This window comes from Luteipulveratus mongoliensis, assembly GCF_001190945.1.
Taxonomy (GTDB): Bacteria; Actinomycetota; Actinomycetes; order Actinomycetales; family Dermatophilaceae; genus Luteipulveratus; species Luteipulveratus mongoliensis.
On the sequence record NZ_CP011112.1, the window covers coordinates 4329936 to 4346464 of the forward strand.

The 16529-nt window shown below is 67.9% G+C and carries 15 protein-coding genes; 10 read left to right on the forward strand and 5 right to left on the reverse strand.

Annotation, left to right across the window (positions count from 1 at the left end; all coding sequences use genetic code 11):
• Window positions 1–18: 18 nt before the first annotated feature.
• Window positions 19–549: a DinB family protein gene (locus VV02_RS20465; RefSeq protein WP_245633150.1), complete on the forward strand. Its 531-nt coding sequence runs from the start codon at window positions 19–21 to the stop codon at window positions 547–549.
• 22 nt (window positions 550–571) lie between these two features.
• On the opposite strand, the gene VV02_RS20470 is transcribed toward VV02_RS20465, so the two are convergent.
• Window positions 572–1525, reverse strand: coding sequence for a LysR family transcriptional regulator (locus VV02_RS20470; RefSeq protein ID WP_169787728.1), 954 nt, complete (start codon window positions 1523–1525; stop codon window positions 572–574).
• 215 nt (window positions 1526–1740) lie between these two features.
• On the opposite strand from VV02_RS20470, the gene VV02_RS20475 reads away from it, so the two are divergent.
• The 5 genes from VV02_RS20475 (at window position 1741) to thpD (ending at window position 7218) form a co-directional block, all read left to right on the forward strand.
• Window positions 1741–3435 (forward strand): M4 family metallopeptidase, encoded by a 1695-nt coding sequence (locus VV02_RS20475; RefSeq protein WP_052594570.1) that lies wholly within the window; start codon window positions 1741–1743, stop codon window positions 3433–3435.
• Between the two features lie 402 nt (window positions 3436–3837).
• Window positions 3838–4356 carry a diaminobutyrate acetyltransferase gene (gene ectA, locus VV02_RS20480; RefSeq protein WP_245633151.1) on the forward strand — a complete coding sequence of 173 codons (519 nt, stop codon included), beginning with the start codon at window positions 3838–3840 and terminating at the stop codon, window positions 4354–4356.
• An 85-nt stretch (window positions 4357–4441) separates the two neighbouring features.
• Window positions 4442–5776 (forward strand): diaminobutyrate--2-oxoglutarate transaminase, encoded by a 1335-nt coding sequence (gene ectB / locus VV02_RS20485; protein WP_052594574.1) that lies wholly within the window; start codon window positions 4442–4444, stop codon window positions 5774–5776.
• A gap of 46 nt (window positions 5777–5822) precedes the next feature.
• Window positions 5823–6224 carry an ectoine synthase gene (locus tag VV02_RS20490; protein ID WP_052594576.1) on the forward strand — a complete coding sequence of 134 codons (402 nt, stop codon included), beginning with the start codon at window positions 5823–5825 and terminating at the stop codon, window positions 6222–6224.
• 97 nt (window positions 6225–6321) lie between these two features.
• The gene (gene thpD / locus VV02_RS20495) at window positions 6322–7218 is read left to right on the forward strand and encodes an ectoine hydroxylase (protein WP_052594578.1); all 897 of its coding nucleotides are present in this window, start codon (window positions 6322–6324) and stop codon (window positions 7216–7218) included.
• A gap of 16 nt (window positions 7219–7234) precedes the next feature.
• Here the strand turns inward: thpD and panD are convergent, their stop codons facing one another.
• Window positions 7235–7660, reverse strand: coding sequence for an aspartate 1-decarboxylase (panD, locus tag VV02_RS20500; RefSeq protein WP_052597347.1), 426 nt, complete (start codon window positions 7658–7660; stop codon window positions 7235–7237).
• Window positions 7661–7742: 82 nt separating this feature from the next.
• Here panD and VV02_RS20505 point away from each other — a divergent pair, with 82 nt between their 5' ends.
• Window positions 7743–9749, forward strand: coding sequence for a DUF5107 domain-containing protein (locus VV02_RS20505; protein WP_052594580.1), 2007 nt, complete (start codon window positions 7743–7745; stop codon window positions 9747–9749).
• 41 nt (window positions 9750–9790) lie between these two features.
• Here VV02_RS20505 and VV02_RS20510 read toward each other — a convergent pair whose 3' ends face one another.
• Window positions 9791–11554 carry an HNH endonuclease signature motif containing protein gene (locus VV02_RS20510; RefSeq protein ID WP_052594582.1) on the reverse strand — a complete coding sequence of 588 codons (1764 nt, stop codon included), beginning with the start codon at window positions 11552–11554 and terminating at the stop codon, window positions 9791–9793.
• 270 nt (window positions 11555–11824) lie between these two features.
• On the opposite strand from VV02_RS20510, the gene VV02_RS20515 reads away from it, so the two are divergent.
• Complete coding sequence (locus tag VV02_RS20515; protein WP_052597348.1) at window positions 11825–12988, forward strand: acyl-CoA dehydrogenase family protein; 1164 nt, start codon at window positions 11825–11827, stop codon at window positions 12986–12988.
• An 8-nt stretch (window positions 12989–12996) separates the two neighbouring features.
• Window positions 12997–14070: an acyl-CoA dehydrogenase family protein gene (locus tag VV02_RS20520; RefSeq protein ID WP_052594584.1), complete on the forward strand. Its 1074-nt coding sequence runs from the start codon at window positions 12997–12999 to the stop codon at window positions 14068–14070.
• A gap of 20 nt (window positions 14071–14090) precedes the next feature.
• On the opposite strand, the gene VV02_RS20525 is transcribed toward VV02_RS20520, so the two are convergent.
• Window positions 14091–14834, reverse strand: coding sequence for a class I SAM-dependent methyltransferase (locus VV02_RS20525; protein ID WP_052594586.1), 744 nt, complete (start codon window positions 14832–14834; stop codon window positions 14091–14093).
• A gap of 74 nt (window positions 14835–14908) precedes the next feature.
• On the opposite strand from VV02_RS20525, the gene VV02_RS20530 reads away from it, so the two are divergent.
• Window positions 14909–15376 carry an AAA family ATPase gene (locus VV02_RS20530; protein WP_245633152.1) on the forward strand — a complete coding sequence of 156 codons (468 nt, stop codon included), beginning with the start codon at window positions 14909–14911 and terminating at the stop codon, window positions 15374–15376.
• 6 nt (window positions 15377–15382) lie between these two features.
• On the opposite strand, the gene VV02_RS20535 is transcribed toward VV02_RS20530, so the two are convergent.
• Window positions 15383–16420: an Lrp/AsnC family transcriptional regulator gene (locus tag VV02_RS20535; RefSeq protein ID WP_052594587.1), complete on the reverse strand. Its 1038-nt coding sequence runs from the start codon at window positions 16418–16420 to the stop codon at window positions 15383–15385.
• Window positions 16421–16529 lie beyond the last annotated feature (109 nt).

Genomic DNA, 16529 nt, shown 5'->3' on the forward strand with positions numbered 1-16529 from the left:
CCTGACTAGGGTGACGCGGTGACCTCCCTGACCACGCCCGAACCCGACGACGATCGCGCTGACCCGCCCTTCATGGCCGACGAGCGCGAGTCACTCGAGAGCTGGTTGGAGCTGTACCGGACGACGCTCCCGCTGAAGATCGCCGGCCTCACCGCGGAGCAGCTGTGCGAGCGGCCCGTGAGTCCGTCGACCCTGTCGCTGCTCGGGGTCACCCGCCACCTCACGAAGGTCGAGCACTACTGGTTCACCTCGGTGGTCGCCGGCATCGAGGCACCGGCGCTCTACTGCGAGCACGACCCCGACGGAGACTTCAACAACATCGGGACCGAGCATGCCCTCGCGGATGTCGCGCGCTTTCACGAAGAGGTCGCCGGAGCGCGGGACCGAGCCCGGGCCGTATCTGATCTCAGCGCACCGCTGCTCGGCCGCCGCCGCGGCCAGGAGGTCAACCTGCGCTGGGTCTACGTGCACATGATCGAGGAGTACGCCCGCCACCTCGGGCACGTCGATCTGCTGCGTGAGGCCGTCGACGGCACCACGGGCTACTGAACTCAGCCCACCAGGGAGAGGCTCAGCTGACCGAGGTGAGGGGGCGCTGCCGGTCCAGCCATCCGGCGTACACCGGAGTCGTGCGCGCCTCGGCGTCCAGCCGCGAGCCGATCGCCTGAGCCAGCCGCACAGCCACACTCTTCAGCGGGCTACGCGGACCGAGGATCAGCAGAGTCCGCACCTGAATGGGTGAACCGACCAGCGGTCGGGTGACGAGTCCGTCGAAACGCGCGGACGGTGCGCACAGTCCGACTCGTGCCCCGCCTCTGATGAAAGCCAGGGCGGACGATCCTTGCAACGTGTATTCGACGCGGGGACGACCGCCCGCGCGGTTGCATGCGTCAGCCAGGACCTCGGGCTCGCGGTCCATATCGGCAGGCTCGACGACCCAGCCGTCCTCGGTCAGGTCACCCAGCTCCACCTCTTCGCGGTGGGCCAACGGATGCGTGGGCGCCATGACGACGAACACCGGCTCCACGGAGACCGCGTGCCGCTCGACATTGGCCGGCAGGTCGACCTCCCACCCGACGAACTCCGTACAGCTGGCGGCATGCAGCAGGCCCGCCGAGACCATGTCGACCAGGACCTGCATCCGGGTCTCGCTCTCGGGCACGACGCGGGTCGCGGGCAGCGCGCGGTCGAGATATTCGGCCATCGCGATCAGGGGTGGTCCGGTGCGTGCTCCGACCGTCACGACGGTCGGAGCCGCACCGGCGCTCTGGTCCGCATCTGCACACAACGTCTCGACGGCGGCCAGCACACTCTGCGCGCGAGCCAGCACCATCTCACCGACCGGAGTCGGGGTCATGCCATCTGCAGACCGTTCGAACAGGGGGCTGCCCAACGAGTCCTCGATGCGCCGCAGCTGGCGGGTGGCCGCCGGCTGGGTCGTGCTCAGTGCGGCTGCCGCCTTGGAAACACTGCCGAGCTCACCGACAGCTTGTACGAGCTTGAGGTGCCGCAGTTCGATCTCCATCACCTCGACCGTAGGCACCGCGAAGTCATCTGATAGCCATCGGAAAGCCAAGAGTCGGTAAGGAAGGCATAGCCGGCTGACATACCTCGACGGCGGCATCTCTCGCCAGGCTGGGACGCGTCGCAGCACCCGGCCTCCCTCCGGCCGGGCACCTCGGGGGAACCCGTAGTAGCCGGGGTGAGCAGGGCGGCACCCACCCAGAGAGGAACCTCATCATGAGGAAGAAGCACATCGCGCTGACCGGTTCGGCAATGATCGCGATCGGATCGATCGCGGCATCCCCGGCCATGGCAGCAGGCGCCACTGACGGCGGCCACCAGACCGCCCAGGCGGTTGTGTCGTCGTACCTCAAGACGCACGCAAGCGACGTCAAGGGCGCAGCGGGCGACGGCTACCAGGTCGTCCGCACCACCACCAGCAAGGACGGCAGCAGCCACGTGCGTTACAACCGCACCTTCCACGGCCTGCCGGTCGTGGGTGGCGACTTCGTCGTGCACAGCAAGGGCGGCAAGGTCACCGGCAGCTCGGTCTCCCAGCAGGCGCCCATCACGGTCGGTACGACGGCCAAGGTCGCCAAGGCGACCGCCCGCACCGCTGCGGCGGCCGGCGCGCACAACTTCAACGCCACCGGCGCCACCCAGCCGATGCTGGTCGTGGACGCCACCGGAGCCAAGCCGGCTCTGGCGTGGATGACCGTGGTGGTCGGCAAGCAGGCCGACGGTATGACCCCGAGCCACAAGGCTGTCCTGGTCGACGCGCAGTCCGGCAAGACCATCCGCTCCTCCGAGATGGTCAAGTCGCTGATGTCCGCAGCGACCTCGAAGGCGGCCATGGGAGCCAAGGCACCCAAGGTCACCATGACGACGGCGCGCAACCTGCCCGGCGTGAGCTGGGCGTCGGTCTCGCCGGCCACGCACGGCACCGGTACGGCGACCGCAGGCGAGGAGGGCACCGGCAAGTCGCTCTTCCTCGGCGAGGTCAAGATCAACACGACCAGCGCTGACGGCAAGTTCTCGATGACCGACCCCGACCGCGGTGGCAACACTGCGTGCGACATGAACAACAAGGGCGAGGGCAGCGACTGCACCCTGTTCACCGACGACGACAACGCGTGGGGTGACGGCACCAACAGTGACCGTGCGTCCGCCGGCGTCGACACCTACTTCGGTGCAGCGACGACGTGGGACTACTACAAGGACGCCTACGGCCGTAACGGCATCTTCGACGACGGCAAGGGTGTGCCGTCACGGACCCACTTCGACACCGGCTACGTCAACGCGTTCTGGGACGGCCAGCAGATGACGTACGGCGATGGTGAGGGCGACGCCAAGCCGCTCGTCGCGATCGACGTCGCGGGCCACGAGATGTCGCACGGTGTCGCGGAGGCGCTCGCGAAGCTCGGCTACGAGGGCGACGTGGGTGGCATCAACGAGTCGAACAGCGACATCAACGGCACGATGGTGGAGTTCAAGGCGAACAGCACCGAGGACAAGCCTGACTTCCTGATCGGCGAAGAGATCGACATCAACGGCGACGGCACCCCGCTGCGCTACATGGACAAGCCGTCCAAGGACGGGGCGTCGCACGACTGCTGGAGCGCGGACACCGCCAACGACGACCCCCACTACACCTCGGGTGTCGGCAACCACTTCTTCTTCCTGCTGGCCAACGGCAGCGGGGAGAACGAGTGGGGCAACAGCGAGACCTGTGACCAGAGCACCATCACGGGTATCGGTCAGGACAAGGCCGCGAAGATCTGGTACAACGCGATCAAGGACTACGGCACGAGCGACATGTCCTACGCGGACCTGCGCGCGGGCATGATCAAGGCTGCTGACGCCGAGTACGGCGCCGACAGCACCGAGAGCAAGGCCGTTGCTGCGGCCTGGACGGCCGTTTCGGTCTCCTAAGCTCTTCCGCTCGAAGCGGCCCCGGCGCCTCCGCGTCGGGGCCGCTTCGTATGCGGCGGGTACGTCCGAGCCTCGTCGTCGTACGTCGCGCCTCGTCGTCGTACGACGCGCCCCCGCCGTCGTACGTCGCGCCCCGTCGTCGTACATCGGGCCGGTCTCCGGCTGGCCAGCACCACGCGAATTCGTGTGAGGTGCATCACTTCTCGGGCCCCGATGCCCGGCAGGTGGGACCGCGCGGCGAAACAATCTCGAAATATTTTCGATGCGGAGCCCGAACCACAAGAATCCCCCGAGATACAGCGGCTAGGTCGAGCTCGACTCGTCGCGCGACGCTCGGCGTGTCTTCGCTCAGAAGGGTGTGCCAGGTTGATTACTCCGCCGGAGTCGTTACGTTCAATGGGCGTGAGCAGCGCCATCCTGACGCCCATCGCCCCTTCGACCACGAGCAGTGCCAACGACTTTCGTCCACCGTCTCTCGCAGACGGTGGCGACCTGTGGAGGATCGCCTCCGATGCCGGGTCGCTCGACGTCAACTCCTCGTACGCCTACCTGCTGTGGTGTCGTGACTACGCCTCCACCTCGGTCGTGGCAGACGTGGACGGCGAGCCCGCCGGCTTCGTGACCGGCTACACCCGGCCGGAGTCGCCCGAGACGTTGATGGTCTGGCAGGTCGCCGTCGACGACGCGGCCCGCGGTCGCGGCCTCGCACTGGGCATGCTCGACGCCCTCGCCGACCGGGTCGCCGACGCCCGGTGGATGGAGACCACCATCACTGATGACAACGCTGCTTCCATCGCGTTGTTCACCCGGTTCGCGGAGGGTCGAGGAGCCTCGATCGACCGCGCGGACCTGTTCGGATCGCAGCACTTCCCGGACGAGCACGACCCGGAGCGGCTCTACCGCATCGGCCCGTTGCGCTGAGCGCGACCGAGCGCGGCCCTTGGTATGACCGGGGCCCCGCTCTCCCGCGCCCGCACCTCATCTCATCCCCGGAAGGACGACCCCTATGACCTCGACCACCAGTGACACCACGATCTTCGAAGAGCGCGAGTCCCAGGTCCGCAGCTACTGCCGAGAGTGGCCGACGGTGTTCAGCAAGGCCCAGGGGGTGTACCAGTACGCCGAGGACGGCCGCCGCTACATCGACTTCTTCTCGGGCGCCGGTGCGCTCAACTACGGGCACAACCACCCCGAGCTCAAGAAGCACCTGGTCGAGTACCTCACTGGCGACAACGTCGTGCACTCCCTCGACACCTACACGGTGGCCAAGCGCGAGTTCCTCCAGACGTTCCAGGACCTGATCCTGAAGCCGCGCGACCTCGACTACACCGTGCAGTTCCCCGGCCCGACCGGCACCAACGCGGTGGAGACTGCGCTGAAGATCGCGCGCAAGTGCACCGGCCGCCTTGACGTCGTCAGCTTCACCAACGCCTTCCACGGCATGTCGCTGGGTTCCCTTGCTGTCACGGGCAACTCGATGAAACGTGCCGGCGCTGGCACGCCGCTCTACCACACCAATACTGCGCCGTACGACGACTACTTCGACGGCGAGACGGCCGACTTCATGTGGCTTGACCGCACGTGGAGCGACGGCGGCTCGGGCCTGGACACCCCTGCCGCGGTCATCGTCGAGACGGTCCAGGGCGAGGGCGGCCTGAAGGCTGCCCGCAACGTGTGGCTGCGTGAGCTGCAGGCACTCTGCCGTCGGCACAACGTGCTGCTCATCGTCGACGACGTCCAGGCGGGCTGCGGCCGCACCGGGCAGTTCTTCTCGTTCGAGGAGGCCGGGATCGAGCCGGACATCGTGTGCCTGTCGAAGTCGATCTCGGGCTACGGCCTGCCGATGTCGCTGACGCTGATGCGCCCCGAGCTGGACCAGTGGGAGCCCGGTGAGCACAACGGCACCTTCCGCGGCCACAACCCCGCCTTCGTCACTGCCACCGCTGCGCTCAAGACCTTCTGGGCCGACGACGCGCTCGAGCAGAACATCGCCGCGCGCTCCGAGCAGCTGCGCGAGGGCCTGCACCGCATCATCGCCCGTTGCGACGGCGCGCTCCTGCGTGGCCGCGGCCTGCTGACCGGCGTGGCCTTCCCAGAGGACGACATCGCGGGCCGGATCCAGGCGGCGGCGTTCGAGCGCGGGCTGCTGATCGAGACGTCCGGTCCCAAGGGCGAGGTCATCAAGGTCATGCCTGCCCTGACGATCACCGAGACCGAGATGGAGGAGGGCCTGGAGATCCTGGTCGACGCCGCCAGCTCAGTGCTCGGGTCCGGCACTCCCCTGACTGAGCCCGTCCAGTCCGTGCGGGTGGCCGAGCGCGAGCCCGCGCTCGTCCCCTGAAGGGCGCGAACGTCGTACCGAGTCTGCTTCTGTCGAAAGGACATTCATGAAGGTCATCAACCTCAGCGACCTCGATGGCACTGAGAACGACGTCGAGCACGGCAACTGGCGCAGCCGCCGCTTCGTGCTGGCGAAGGACGGCGTGGGCTTCTCGTTCCACGACACCACGCTGTTCGCCGGCACCGAGTCGGAGTTCTGGTACGCCAACCACGTCGAGTGCGTCTACGTCTACGAGGGCACCGGGACGCTGCTGAACCGCGACACCGGTGAGGAGTTCCCGCTGAGCCCGGGGTCGATGTACCTGCTCGACAAGCACGACAAGCACACCGTGAAGGCGACGACGGACATCCGGTGCGCCTGCGTGTTCAACCCACCCGTCACCGGCCGCGAGGTGCACGACGAGAACGGCGTGTACCCGCTCGTGACCGAGGAGCCGGTCTCCGCCTGAGACCTTGCACCTCGTATGACCTGGGCGAGTCCTGTTGCGATGCAACAGGACTCGCTCCCTTTCCAGAGAGGAACACCCAACACCGCAGGAGGATGACGTGACAACGTTGGCGACGCCGACGGACACCTACCCCACTCGTACGGGCACCCAGGCAGGTGTCATCGAACGACAGGGACCGATCGTGCACATGAGCGCGGCCGGCGGACCGCTGGACACCGAGACGCTCCAGCACTTCGACGACAACGGCTACCTGGTCATCGACCAGCTCATCAGCGATGAGGAGCTGGCGCAGATGCGGCAGGAGCTGACCCGCCTGTCGGCCGACAAGGCGGTGCGTGCCGATGAGCGCACGATCGTCGAGGCCGCCTCGCAGGAGGTACGCAGCATCTTCGACGTCCACCTCACCAGTGAGGTGTTCCGGGCCATCGCGTACGACCCTCGCGTCGTCGCTCGCGCCCGCCAGATCCTCGGTTCGGACGTCTACATCCACCAGAGCCGCGTCAACGCCAAGCCTGGCTTCGAGGGCAAGGAGTTCTCGTGGCACTCCGACTTCGAGACCTGGCACGCCGAGGACGGTATGCCGACGCCGCGCGCGGTCAGCATCTCGATCTCACTGACCGACAACCACTCGTTCAACGGGCCGCTGATGATCATGCCGGGCTCGCACCGGCAGTACATCTCGTGCGTCGGCGAGACGCCGGACGACAACTACAAGAGCTCGCTGGTCATGCAGGGAGCGGGCACGCCGGATCGGGAGACGCTGCGCGACTTCGCCGACGACTTCGGCATCGACGTGCTCGAAGGTCGGGCCGGTGGGGCGATCATGTTCGACTCGAACTGCATGCACGCCTCCAACGGCAACGTGACGCCGTACCCGCGCTCCAACGTGTTCATCGTCTACAACAGCGTCGAGAACGCGTGCGTGGAGCCGTACGCCGCCGCTTCGCCTCGGCCACCCTTCCTCGCCTCCCGCGACTTCACCCCGGTCAGCTGACTCGACCGGCCGGCATTCAGCGGGCTCGCGCGTCCAGGCGGGGGTCGAGGAGGTCCTCGACCCCGTCTGGCACGTGCGCGGGATCGTGACCTGCCTCGACGATCCGGTTGGCCTCGTCCACGAAGACGATCCGCGGCTGGAGGGCGCGAGCCTCCGCGTCCTCGACGACGGCGTACGAGATCACGATGACCAGGTCGCCGGGGCTGATGAGGCGGGCGGCGGCTCCGTTGATGCCGATGACGCCGGAACCTGCCGGGCCCTCGATGGCGTACGTCGTGAGCCGGTTGCCGTTGTCGATGTCGACGACGTCGACCTGCTCACCGGGCAGCAGGTCGGCGGCCTCCATGAGGTCCTTGCTGATCGTCAGCGAGCCGACGTAGTGCAGGTCGGCCTGCGTGACGGTGGCGCGGTGAATCTTGGACTTGAGCATGGTGCGCTGCATCGGGACCTCCGGTGAGTGACGACGCGACACGCTACGAGATGGTGGGGTCCTCAGGAAAATCAACGTCTTCAGGAGTGGGATCGTGACCTCGACCCGTGCGGACACAGCGTCGACGCTGACCGTGTCCCGGCTGACTCTCGCGGCAGCCGATCTCGGACCGGCCAACCCGTTGCCGCCGCTCGTCGCTTCGGCGGACATCAACACCGGTGTCGGCTTCGGGCCTGAGACAGAGGACCTGGCCACTCGGTCGGGCTATGGCCAGGTGGCCAACGTGCTGCCGTACGCGACTCAGGACGGCTACACGCGAGACCTCCAGGAGATCGAGACGCCGATCGCCGTGCTGGAGAACGAGCTGCTCCGAGCGACGTTCCTGCTGGGCTACGGCGGTCGCCTGTCGTCACTGGAGCACAAGCCGACCGGCCGGGAGCTGCTCTGTCGCAACCCCACGCTGCAGCTGGCCAACCTGTCCACGACCAACGCGTGGTTCTCCGGTGGTGTCGAGTGGAACATCGGCGTGATCGGCCACTCGCCACTGACCTGCCAGCCGGTGCACGCTGCGCGTCTGTCCCGTCCCGACGGAGTGCCGGTGCTGAGGATGTACGAGTGGGAGCGCCTTCGGCAGGTGCCGTTCCAGATCGATGCCTACCTCCCGCCGGGCTCCCCCGTCCTGTACGTCCACTGCCGGATCACCAACCCGCACGAGGGCACGCTGCCGATGTACTGGTGGTCCAACATCGCTGTCCCGGAGACCCCCGACACCCGCGTGCTGGCTCCCGCGGACGCAGCGTGGAACATCGGCCACACCCGCACGGTGTCGTACGTCCCTGTCCCCGTCTCGGGTGGGGTCGATCGCAGCTATCCCACGCGCAGCGATGTCGCCGACGACTACTTCTTCGACATCCGCGAGGCCCGGCGGCCATGGATCGCCGCGCTGGACGGCACTGGCACCGGACTCGTCCAGACATCGACGGCGCGGCTGGGCGGCCGCAAGCTGTTCGTCTGGGGGAACGGCCCCGGTGGGCAGCGGTGGCAGCAGTTCTTGTCCGAGCCCGGTCCGGCGTACCTGGAGATCCAGGCCGGGATCGCGAGTACCCAGCTGGAGTACGCACCGATGCCGCCCGGCGCACGATGGTCCTGGGTCGAGGCGTACGGGATGCTCGAGAGCGATCCGCAGGCCGTGCACGGCGACGGCGACTGGCATGGCGCCCGAGCCGCCGCCGAGGGCTCACTCGAGGATCTCGTCTCCACCAGTGCGATCGAGGACGAGCTGGACTCCTGTGGCCGCTGGGCGGACCAGGCACCCGACGAGGTCCTGCAGCACGGCTCAGGATGGGGAGCGCTGGAACAGCTCAGGAGTGGGCTCGGCCACCCCGGTACGCCCTTCCCCCAGGAGTCCATTGCCGCACCGCAGCAGCCATGGCTGACCCTGCTGCGGACGGGACGGTTCCCGGAGACCGATCCCCGCCAGCCGCCGTCCGCCTTCATGATCCAGCCCGAGTGGCGGACCTTGCTGGAACCGGTCGCTGACGACAGCTGGGAGGCGCAGCTCCACCTGGGGCTCATGCGATGCCAGGACGGCGAGCGCGACGGCGCCCGTCAGGCGTGGGAGCGGTCGTACGAGATCCGCGCCAACGCCTGGGCCTTGCGCAACCTGGCCGTCCTCGACCGCCTCGAGGGTGACCTTCCTTCGGCCGTCGAGCGCTATCGCGCCGCGTGTGAACTCGCTCCTGGCCACTCGGCGCTGGTGATCGAGACGACCCGAACTCTCCTCGAGGCCGAGCGCCCCGACGCGGCGCGCGACCTGCTGTCGACGTTGCCGGACGAGGTGCCCGGCCGGGTCGGGCTGTTGACCGCGCAGACGGCCCTTGCCCTCGGTGACCTCGACGAGGTCGGCCGCATCCTCGACGACGGCCTGGTCGTGGAGGATCTGCGCGAGGCCGACACTGCGTTGAGCGATCTGTGGGCCGAGTACCAGGTCCGCCAGCTGGCAGCGCTGGAGGACCGGCCGATCACCGATGAGCTGCGCGATCGCGCACGCGAGCAGTACCCCTTGCCAGCCAGGTACGACTTCCGGATGAGTGCCGACTGACCCGCGCTCCCCCACGCGCACGCGTCGCGACCACGACGTCCTCAGGGCCCGCGAGGGCTGAGGTCCAGATGCTGCTCGACAGACGGAGGGCGAGTGATGTGCTCGCGTCCGTGGGGGCTGGCCCAGGTGCAGACACCTTCGGTGGTCATGGTGACCTGCCAGCCGGTTTCGTGCTTGGCGCGGTGGTGGTGCTTGCAGAGGGTGAGCAGGTTGGTCGGTCTTGTTGCTCCGGTGGGCCAGGGGATGACGTGGTCGGTCTCGCAGTAGCGGGCTGGGTGTGAGCAGCCGGGGAAGCGGCAGTGCTGGTCGCGTTGTTGCACCAGGCGTCTGATGGCGGCGGTGGGTCGGTAGGTCTGGGCTGCGGTCTCCAGGAGGGTGCCGGTCCGCGGGTCGATCAGGGTGCGGGTGAGGCGGGCGCCCAGGGTGCGCATCAGCGCCTGGGCGGTAGCCGCGGCGATGACGCCGACACCGGGGATCTCGACATCGCCAACGGCATCAGGCGTCATCGCTGCGTCGCCGGCATCACGAACAGCATGTGCCAGCTCAGGAGGAGCTGGGTGGCTGCCAGGAACACAGGTTGCCGCAGAAGAAGAAGTCGCTTCGGAGTCATGTTGTCTGGTCAGTGGTGGAGGGTTCGGAGGGACATCAGGATGGTGCTCAGCGTCTTCGGCGGCGAGGGCGTCCATCAGGTCCCACCAGGGGTCATCTGGTGGCGGGTCGGGTGCTGGTCCGGGGTCGCGGGCGATGAGCTCGGCCAGCGCCACGTCCCAGGCATCGTCGTCCAGGTCGTCGGTAGATGTGTCGGCGGCGGGTGGCTCGGGGTCGAAGCCCAGCGCCCACGGATCACAGGAGCCGGCCGTGTCGGGGGCGTCGGCTGGTCCAGCCGCGTGCGCCGAGGCGGGTCGGACGGGCACGGCGACGGTGAAGGAGGCGGTCACCTCCGCGCGTTGGAGCACCAGGTCGGTGAGTGCGTCGGCGCGGCACTGGCCCAGGGTCTTGCCGCTCTGGTTGGCCCGGTGCAACTCACGAGCCAGCCCGTCAACGGCCGCGTACGCCGCAACGGCTTGCTCGGTCGGCAGCGTCGCGTGCAGCTCGCTCAGCCCGGCCTCCGGGCCGGGCTCGAGGAACACCCCGACGCGTTGCGCTGAGCGTCGGGTCCTGGCCTGGCGGACCGCGGCCGGGTCGGTCTGCTGCACCAGCCGTCGGGTGCGGACCTGCACCTGCCGCGCCGACCAGGACTGCACCCCGCGCTCCAGCAGCGCCGCCTCCACCTGGGCGCACACCGCATCCGGCGCCTCCAACAGCTCACCGGTCACCTTGCGCACTCGCAGGCTGTCCAGGCGCCCAGCAGCCATCTCATCCAGCAGGTCAGGCGTCTTGGTGACCGCATCGATCGCCTCCTCGACACGAGCCGTCGCCTGACGCGGACTCCACGCTAGCCCCGGGGCCAGATCGACATCCGCGAACTCCGCAGCATGACCCAGCGGGTGCGCGACCTCGCCGACCTCACCGGTGACCGGGTCAACATGCTCGACCGTCGCGGCGTACTGCGCGATGCGCAACACCTGCACCGCCGACGCAGCATTGATCAACGCTTGCGCAGCCTCGACGTCGGCCTGCAGCTCAGCAGCCGTCCGGTGATGACGATCAGTCTTCGCCTGCGAGTACACCGCCTGCGCCACCTCACGACACAGCTCCAACGCCCGCGCCGAGTCCAGCAAACCGGTGTCAGGGTCGCGCAGCGCAGCTGTAGCACCCGTGGCGGTGCTGCAGCTCTCGGCTGTCTCGCGGACTCCCTGACTCATACTCACACCGTACACCTGTTCGATCGTTCGTCAAGGCGTCGAAAGCGCGAATCATGTTTGCTATCAGCGTAATTCGGTGCCAGCGAGGCCGACACCACAACCCAGGTGCGAGCGTACGAGAGACCACCGACATCGCTGGTGACGAGGGCCGTCGATCGCCAGAGCTCCCCGACCGAGGTCCGCCACGAGACCAGTCGGCCGAACTCGCCAGTAACCCAGATGGCACCATGTGGGAGAGCGTGACCTAGCCCACAGCGGATGGAGACAGCGATGCAGCGTCGGCTGAGCCAGGAGGACGCGGCGTTCCAGCAACGCATGCGTGACTTCTTCACGACCGAGGTCCCCGCGGACCTGCGCGAGCGCTGGGCGGCCGGCGGCGAGCCGGACCCGGACGACATGCGTGCCAGTCAGCGGGCCCTCAACAAGGCCGATCTCGCGGTGCCGCACTGGCCGGCCGAGTTCGGTGGCCAGGACTGGACCATGCTGCAGCGCCACATCTACCTCCAGGAGATGCAGGCCGCGTCCGTCCCTCCCCCACTGGCCTTCAACGCCAACATGGTCGGCCCGGTCATCGCCGCTTTCGGCTCGCAGGCGCAGAAGGAACGCTTCCTGCCGCCGACGGCCAACCTCGACATCTGGTGGTGCCAGGGCTTCTCCGAGCCGGACGCCGGCTCCGACCTGGCCTCGCTGCGCACGACAGCCGTCAAGGACGGCGACGAGTGGGTCGTCAACGGGCAGAAGACCTGGACCACCCTGGGTCAGCACGCCGACTGGATCTTCGCGCTGGTCCGCACCGACCCGGACGCACCCAAGAAGCAGATGGGCATCTCCTTCCTGCTCATCGAGATGTCGTCGCCCGGCGTCACGGTCCGTCCCATCCAGCTGATCGACGGCGGCCACGAGGTCAATGAGGTCTTCTTCGACAACGTCCGCGTCCCGGCCGACCACCTGGTCGGTGAGGTCAACAAGGGCTGGGACTACGCGAAGTTCCTGCTCGGCAATGAGCGCGTCGGCGTCGCGCCGGTCGGCTCGATCAAGCGGCGTCTCGCCGATGCCAAGCAGTACGCCGCCGCCGTGCAGACCGAGCACGGCACCCTCCTGGAGGACCCGTTGCTCGCCGCGCGGATCGCTGAGCTGGAGGCGCAGGTGATGGCTCTGGAGCTGACCGTGCTTCGGGTGGCCGCGAATTCCCGTGAGGGCAAACCCGATCCGGCGTCCTCGATCCTCAAGCTGCGCGGTTCGCAGCTGCAGCAGGACGTCCTCGAGCTCATCGTTGACATCGCCGGTCCGGCCGGTCTCGACTGGAGCACGGACGACTGGGAGGGGCTGGCGGCCCCGACCTACCTGAACTTCCGCAAGGCATCCATCTACGGCGGGTCCAACGAGGTGCAGCGACAAGTCATCTCGTCCGGGATCCTTGGGTTGAGGGGCTGAGGGTTGACATGGACTTCTCGATCGACACTGAGCAGAAGGCACTTCGGGACGCCGCGCGCGAGCTCGCATCCCGCCGCGCGCCACAGCACGGCGAGGGCGACGTACCGGTCGGCCCGGCGCCGCACGACGCGGACACCTGGTCGGCGCTGGCTGAGGTCGGTGCGCTCGGGCTGCCTTTCGCGGAGGACGTGGGTGGCTTCGGCGCATCGGCCGTCGAGGTCTCTCTCGTCGCCACCGAGCTCGGCAAAGCCGGCGTACGGACGGCGTACGCCGATGCTTTGATCGCGGGTTCCCTTCTCGCCACTGCAGGTTCGGACTTGCTGGAGTCGGTGACCGACGGCAGCGCGCTGGTCGTGCCGGCAATGGCCGAGCCGGATCGCGCGTGGTCGATCACGACCTCCTCCGTGACCGCCGAGGGCGCCGACGACTCCTGGAAGCTGACCGGCGAGAAGTCGCCGGTGCCGTACGCCGACGCGGCCAGCCACGTCGTGGTCCCGGCCTCCGTCGAGGGCGGTCTGGCGATCTTCCTCGTGGAGGGACCGACGGCTGCAGGCGGAGGCGTGACGTTCGACGGCACCGCGGCGACCTTGCTCATCGGACCCGACAACGGCGCGGCTGCGCTGAGTCAGGCGATCAACCTCGGCATCGTCACGCTCTGCGCGGAGGCGTTGGGTGCGATGGAGGGGGCCAGCACCATGACCGTCGAGTACCTCAAGACCCGCAAGCAGTTCGGGGTCCCGCTGATGTCGTTCCAGACGCTCACCCAGCGCGCTGCCGACATGTACGTCTCACTCGAGCTGGCCCGCAGCACAGCGCTTTTCGCGGCCATGGCGATCAGCGATGACCCGTCCGACTCGACGACGGCGTCGCGGGCGAAGGTCGTCGTCGGACAGTCCGGCCGACACATCGGTCAGGAGTCCATCCAGCTGCACGGCGGGATCGGCATGACGGCTGAGTACGCCGTCGGTCACCTGGTCACCCGCCTCACCGCGATCGAGCGGACGTTCGGCGACACCCGCCAACACCTCGCGTCCCTCGCGTCCACGCTGTCGGACCACGAGCAGGTGGACATCCTCAGCTGAGGCTTGCTTCTGCAAGGTCCTCAGCGGCAGACGAAGACCCACTCATAGCCCGGTCGGTCGGGTGCGTCCCGCACATCCTCGACTGCGAATCCCGTTGCCGCCAAAGATGTCTCGATCTCCTCGCGGGATCTGAATCGCAAGGTCGAGTCGGACTCAAGACTTTCGCCCTTGACGACCACCCCGCCGTGGAAGGTCACCAGCAGAGGGCGCTCGGCGGTGGGAACGTCCGGATCACCTTGCACCTCGACGACGTCGTTCCAGTACTCCACCTCACCGACGCCGGGGACGACCGCGCGACCGTACGTCTTCTCCCGGGTCCACGACTCCCAGGCGCGGCGCGCCGGCACCCGAGTCTCGAAGACGAGCCGCCCACCGGGACGTACCAGTCGACGCGCTGCACGCAGCGTCTCCAACCACTCCTCGTCGGTGAGGAAGACATGCGCGACATTGGCGGTCATGACCGCCAGGTCGACCTGCAGGTCGGGCACCGTCGTGGCGTCGCCGTGCACCCAGCGGACCCGGTCGGCGTACGGCTTGGCCTGAGCCACGTCCAACGACGCCTCGGCGGGATCGACGCCGGTGCCGTCGAAGCCGCGCTCAGCAAGGAGGCACGCGAATGTCCCTGTGCCACAACCGATGTCGAGCACCCTCTGGGCACCGAACTCACGAGCGATGTCGGCGTACACCTCGAGGTCGGAGCGGTCTGGGTCGAGCGGGTCGTAGAGCGCTGCCAGGCGGGGGTCTTCGAACTCACGATCGGCCATGGCCCGACGCTAGGTGAGGGTCTGCCACAGGCGCGACCAGATTATTGGTCAGCCGACGCTCGTAGGCTCGGCGCGTGAAGAAGATCCTCGTGACCGGAATGTCGGGCACCGGCAAGTCGACCGCCTTGGTCGAGCTCGGTCGGCGCGGACACCGAGTGGTCGACACGGACACCGACGAATGGCACGAGTGGGTTACCCGTCCCGACGGCTCGCGCGAGTGGATGTGGCGGGAGCCGACCATCCGGCGGCTCCTGAGCGAGCATCGCGACGGAGCGTTGTTCGTCTCGGGCACCAGCTCCAACCAGGGTCTCTTCTATCCGCTGCTGGACGAGATCGTCCTGCTGAGCGCACCGGCCGACGTCATGCTCGAGCGGATCGCACGGCGCGACAACAACCCGTACGGCAAGTCGCCCGACGAGCGTGCGCTGGTGCTGGAGCACCTGAGGACCGTCGAGCCCTTGCTACGCCGAGGTGCAACCGTCGAGATCGACGGGTCAGCTCCTCTCACCGAGGTCGTGCGCCGGCTCGAAGAGCTCGCCTGACCGGACTCATGCACTGCGTCGCCCGGACGCCCGCGGCGGCGCGAGCCGCCCGTCCACGAGAAGGCTGCCGGCCTGCTTGATCGTCGTACCGATGAGCGTGATCTCGACCGAGCCGACGCCGTTGAGAGTGCCGAGACCGTCGGTGACGAACAGGTACAGCTCCTCAGCCGATGCGAACGCCACGCTGGCCGCCAGACTCGAGCGTCCCGACGTGGCGCCGACGAACATCACGTGATCGTTCTCGGCGAGCGCGACGCCGACGTCGTTCAGCTGAGCCGGCGGCACCGTCAGGCTCACGAATGCCTGTGTGGTGAAACCGAATTCGCGCAGGGCAAAGTCGATGTCCAGGTAGATGACGCCTGATGACATCAGCTGCGAGAGACGCCTGGTCACACGTCCTTCGCTCCACCCTGTGACCGACGCCAGTGCGGCATAGGTCGCGCGCCCGTCGACGGCGAGCTCGCGCACCAGGACTTCGTCCTCCGGCAGCAGCTCCTCGACGTGGTCATCGACGACCGGCTGAGTGCGCTTGAGCGTCTCGACGTCCTTCTGCGCGAGGAGCTGCCCTCCGAGCCGCCAGTCGTCCGTGGACGACCCCCGGAAGATGTGCAGGTACGCGAACGCATCGATGGAGTGGACCTGGGCCGTACGTGGCAGCTGGTCGAGCATGAGCTGGTCACGGTCAGCCGCACTCCGCGAGCGCAGCGCGCAGACCACCTCCGCGCCGCCGGCGGCGATGCTGACCCAGCCGACGTCATCGCGCCGAGCCAGCGCCCGCGCGATCTCGAGTGTGGCTGACGGACGGCACCGCACTCGTACGCCCCACCCTGCCTGACCGAGTCGCGACGGGTTGACCAGCCCGACGACGCGGACGAGACCGTCGGCGCGAAGGCGTCTGAACCGGCGCGCAACCGTCTGCTCCGAGACGCCCATCACCTGCGCGACCACGGCGAACGGAGCTCTGGGCGCGACCTGCAGGCAGTGCAGGATTCTGCGATCGACGTCATCAATGACGGCGGATTCCTTGCCACTTGGCATTGCCATAGAGGAAACCTACGCCCGTGCCCCTCCGACTAGGAAGACGTCCCTCTGCGGAGCGATGCTTACTACAGCGCCCCGGACAACTCAGCCGATCGGCGTACAACTCATTGAT

Bases quoted from the DNA above. Each gene is read 5' to 3' on its own strand.
- VV02_RS20470 (WP_169787728.1), bottom strand. From the start codon at position 1,525: ATGGAGATCGAACTGCGGCACCTCAAGCTCGTACAAGCTGTCGGTGAG.
- VV02_RS20475 (WP_052594570.1), top strand. From the start codon at position 1,741: ATGAGGAAGAAGCACATCGCGCTGACCGGTTCGGCAATGATCGCGATC.
- ectB (WP_052594574.1), top strand. From the start codon at position 4,442: ATGACCTCGACCACCAGTGACACCACGATCTTCGAAGAGCGCGAGTCC.
- VV02_RS20490 (WP_052594576.1), top strand. From the start codon at position 5,823: ATGAAGGTCATCAACCTCAGCGACCTCGATGGCACTGAGAACGACGTC.
- panD (WP_052597347.1), bottom strand. From the start codon at position 7,660: ATGCAGCGCACCATGCTCAAGTCCAAGATTCACCGCGCCACCGTCACG.
- VV02_RS20510 (WP_052594582.1), bottom strand. From the start codon at position 11,554: ATGAGTCAGGGAGTCCGCGAGACAGCCGAGAGCTGCAGCACCGCCACG.
- VV02_RS20515 (WP_052597348.1), top strand. From the start codon at position 11,825: ATGCAGCGTCGGCTGAGCCAGGAGGACGCGGCGTTCCAGCAACGCATG.
- VV02_RS20520 (WP_052594584.1), top strand. From the start codon at position 12,997: ATGGACTTCTCGATCGACACTGAGCAGAAGGCACTTCGGGACGCCGCG.
- VV02_RS20525 (WP_052594586.1), bottom strand. From the start codon at position 14,834: ATGGCCGATCGTGAGTTCGAAGACCCCCGCCTGGCAGCGCTCTACGAC.
- VV02_RS20535 (WP_052594587.1), bottom strand. From the start codon at position 16,420: ATGGCAATGCCAAGTGGCAAGGAATCCGCCGTCATTGATGACGTCGAT.